This is a genomic window from Anaerolineales bacterium (genome assembly GCA_022866145.1).
GTDB lineage: Bacteria > Chloroflexota > Anaerolineae > Anaerolineales > E44-bin32 > PFL42.
In genome coordinates this window covers 1-2970 of record JALHUE010000514.1, presented here as the reverse complement: position 1 = coordinate 2970, position 2970 = coordinate 1, and the positions used below count along the sequence as shown (strand labels likewise).

Annotated in this window: 2 protein-coding genes; one reads left to right on the top strand and one right to left on the bottom strand. The window is 63.6% G+C overall.

The genetic code is table 11. From position 1 onward, the window contains the following. The first annotated feature begins 737 nt into the window (after window positions 1-737). Window positions 738-2165 (top strand): anaerobic sulfatase maturase, encoded by a 1428-nt coding sequence (locus MUO23_14935; GenBank protein MCJ7514246.1) that lies wholly within the window; start codon window positions 738-740, stop codon window positions 2163-2165. A gap of 241 nt (window positions 2166-2406) precedes the next feature. Here the strand turns inward: MUO23_14935 and MUO23_14930 are convergent. After that, window positions 2407-2970, bottom strand: a 564-nt coding sequence (locus tag MUO23_14930; GenBank protein ID MCJ7514245.1) for an META domain-containing protein, incomplete at its 5' end; no start/stop codon positions are given.

Genomic DNA, 2970 nt, shown 5'->3' with positions numbered 1-2970 from the left:
TCGGACCATCGGAGCCGCTTGAGTTGCGTGGATCCAGCCACCCGGGATATCGTGCTCCTGGAAGATAGCCTCGCCCTTCTGACCAGACTCGGGCTCAGACAACAGACTCCCCAGATCGACCTAACGCTACGCTAGCCTTCCCCACGCAGGGTCGACCTCCAGAGGCCACGGAATTGAGCGGTAAGGCAAGTCGTTCACCCTCACCCCCCAGATCGTCTTGTAGGATCGACGAGCCCCTTCCGGGGGAAACCCACGATGGCTGCATCAGCAAGGAACCCGACGAGCTCGAAGTCGCATTCCCTGGCTCGCTTCGTGCCCATCCTGGGGTGGCTGTCGCGGCACGATCGCAGCTGGCTGCGCTCCGATCTGAGCGCCGGGTTGACGGTCGCGCCATAGCTCATCCCCGAGGGGATGGCCTTCGCCGAGCTCGCCGGGATGCCGCCACAGACCGCCTTCTATGCCGCGCCGATGGGCCTGCTGGCTTTCCCCGTCATTCGGCCCACATGACCTCCCGTTCTTGGATGATTTCGATGATCAGACCCTGGGCTGCCTACTGAAGTCGGTTTGGGCTGCAGGGAGCGAGGTGCGGATAAGTTATGATTGGCGCGGAGAACCTGCACCTGCGCGTGCCAGGCTGTCGATGGGAGAGGTGGCACAGCCTGCAAGCAGAGGGCTCCCTGCAGGAAGGCCGAGCCCGCACGCGCATCCGGCTGCCATCACGGGTCCGAGGAGAAGCGATGTCGACCATGCCCACAAAGGCGCCCCCAGCCTTTCACCTGCTGGCCAAACCCACCGGCGCAGTATGCAACCTGGATTGCACCTACTGCTTCTTCCTGTCGAAGGAGATGCTCTACCCCGGCAGTCGCTTTCGGATGGCCGATGAGATGCTGGAGACCTACATCCGCCAGCTGATCGAAGGCCACCAGATACCGGAGGTGATGGTCGCCTGGCAGGGCGGCGAGCCCACCCTGATGGGCGTGGACTTCTTCCAACGCAGCATCGACTACGCCCAGAAGTACTCCCGGCCGGGGATGGTCTTGCAGTATTCGATCCAGACCAACGGCACGTTGATTGACGATGAGTGGGCCGCCTTCTTCAAGAAGAACAACTTTCTGGTGGGCATCAGCATCGACGGCCCAGGCGCCATGCACGACGCCTACCGCCTCGACAAGGGGGGCCAACCAACGTTCGATCGAGTGATGCGGGGTCTCGCCTTCTTGCAGAAACATGGCGTGGAATACAACACTCTGACGACCCTACACCGCGCCAACGCCGACTACCCGGGCGAAGTGTACCGGTTCTTGCGCGACGAGTGCGGCTCCCGCTTCCTGCAGTTCATCCCCATTATCGAGCGCGTCGGGAAAGCCGATCTCGAGCGGGCGGACACCGCCCTCCGGACCGCTCAGCCGGCGCCCGGTCAGGTCGGCAACGTGACGTGGACGTCGTGGCGCGACCGGCCGCTGTACGTGCAGGAGGGTACGTTCGTCACCGCTCGCTCGGTCACGGCCGAGCAGTACGGCTCGTTCTTGATCGGCGTCTTCGAGGAGTGGGTACGCCGCGACGTGGGCACGGTCTACGTTCAGATGTTCGACGTGGCCCTGGCGAACTGGTATGGCGAGCCGCCGGGGCTATGCGTGCATAGCAAGGTCTGTGGCTTGGCGCTGGCCCTGGAGCACAATGGCGATCTGTACTCGTGCGATCACTTCGTCGAGCCGAAGTACCGATTGGGCAACATCCAAGAAACGCCCATGATCGAACTGATCGCCTCCGATCAGCAGCTCAAGTTCGGCCGCGACAAGTTCGACACCCTCCCCAAGTACTGCCTGGAGTGCGACGTGCGCTTTGCCTGTCACGGCGGCTGCCCGAAGGATCGCTTTTGCGAAGCACCCCGCAGCCCGCAGGGCGAAGGGGGCATCACAACGCCGGAGGGCGAACCGGGTTTGAACTATCTGTGCGCCGGCTACAAACAGTTCTTCCATCACGTCAACCAGCCCATGCTGATGATGTCGCAGCTGCTGCGCCAGAATCGCGCCCCGTCGGAGGTCATGCGCTGGGTTGCGGACGAAGATCTGCAAGCGCTGCTCGCCAGCGCCGGACGTAACGATCTGTGTCCGTGCGGCAGCGGGAAGAAAGTCAAGAACTGCCATGGGCGCGACAAGGCATGACGGGCGACCGGATGCCACACGCTTGGCGACCCCTGGCGGTAGACCTCCCGCTCGCGCCCTCGGCCTCGTAGATCGGGTCGGTGAAAACCAGACCCTTCCAGCTCTTCCCCAGGCAGGCTGCGTAGGGGCCAATCAAGGCCTCAGCGGCGGGCGTACTTGCCCGAGAAACGCAAGTGGCTGCAGGCAAATGCCTGCGGCCACCTCGCACCTGTCCCTTCAGCAGCAGGTCAGAGGAAGCGGCCTACGGCCGCACGTACTCGACCTGGGTCGCACCCTGCGAGTCGCCCAGCGTCAGGTTCGTCCCGACGAGCTCGTAGGTCGTGGCTTTCTCCAGCGCCGCCAGGTAGGCGGTTTCCTGCTCCATAACTCCTTCGGGTTGAGCACAGAACTTGCGGGTCGTGGCCACCGGGCCGATCTTGATCTGCTTGCCCTCGAGCTCGTAGGGCGCGTTGTACGTGTTGCAGCCGGCAGATCCCGTCACCGTTCCGTCGTCGTTGAAGACGGCCGTGACTTCGGTGTCCAGGACCAGGCTCACGACCGCCTGCTTCCCGTTGTTCACGCCGATCGCGTTCCAGGTGGTGCCCGCGAGATCTTGGGATGACGCCTGGAAGGTCAGGATCGCCTTCCCGTTGGCGTCCTTCAGGGCCAGCTTCTGCCCTTCGATGGTGAACGTCGAGGTGGAGCCGAGACCCGCGGTGAAGGCCTCAGCCTGGGCCGTGACCAACTCGGGGCAGGCCATCATGGTCGACCCCTGGGGCTGGATGGCCAGCTTTGAGCCGTCCAACTGATACACCCCGAAATAGCT

Excerpts from the sequence above, each read along its gene's own strand:
- MUO23_14935 (MCJ7514246.1), top strand. The coding sequence starts at position 738 with ATGTCGACCATGCCCACAAAGGCGCCCCCAGCCTTTCACCTGCTGGCC.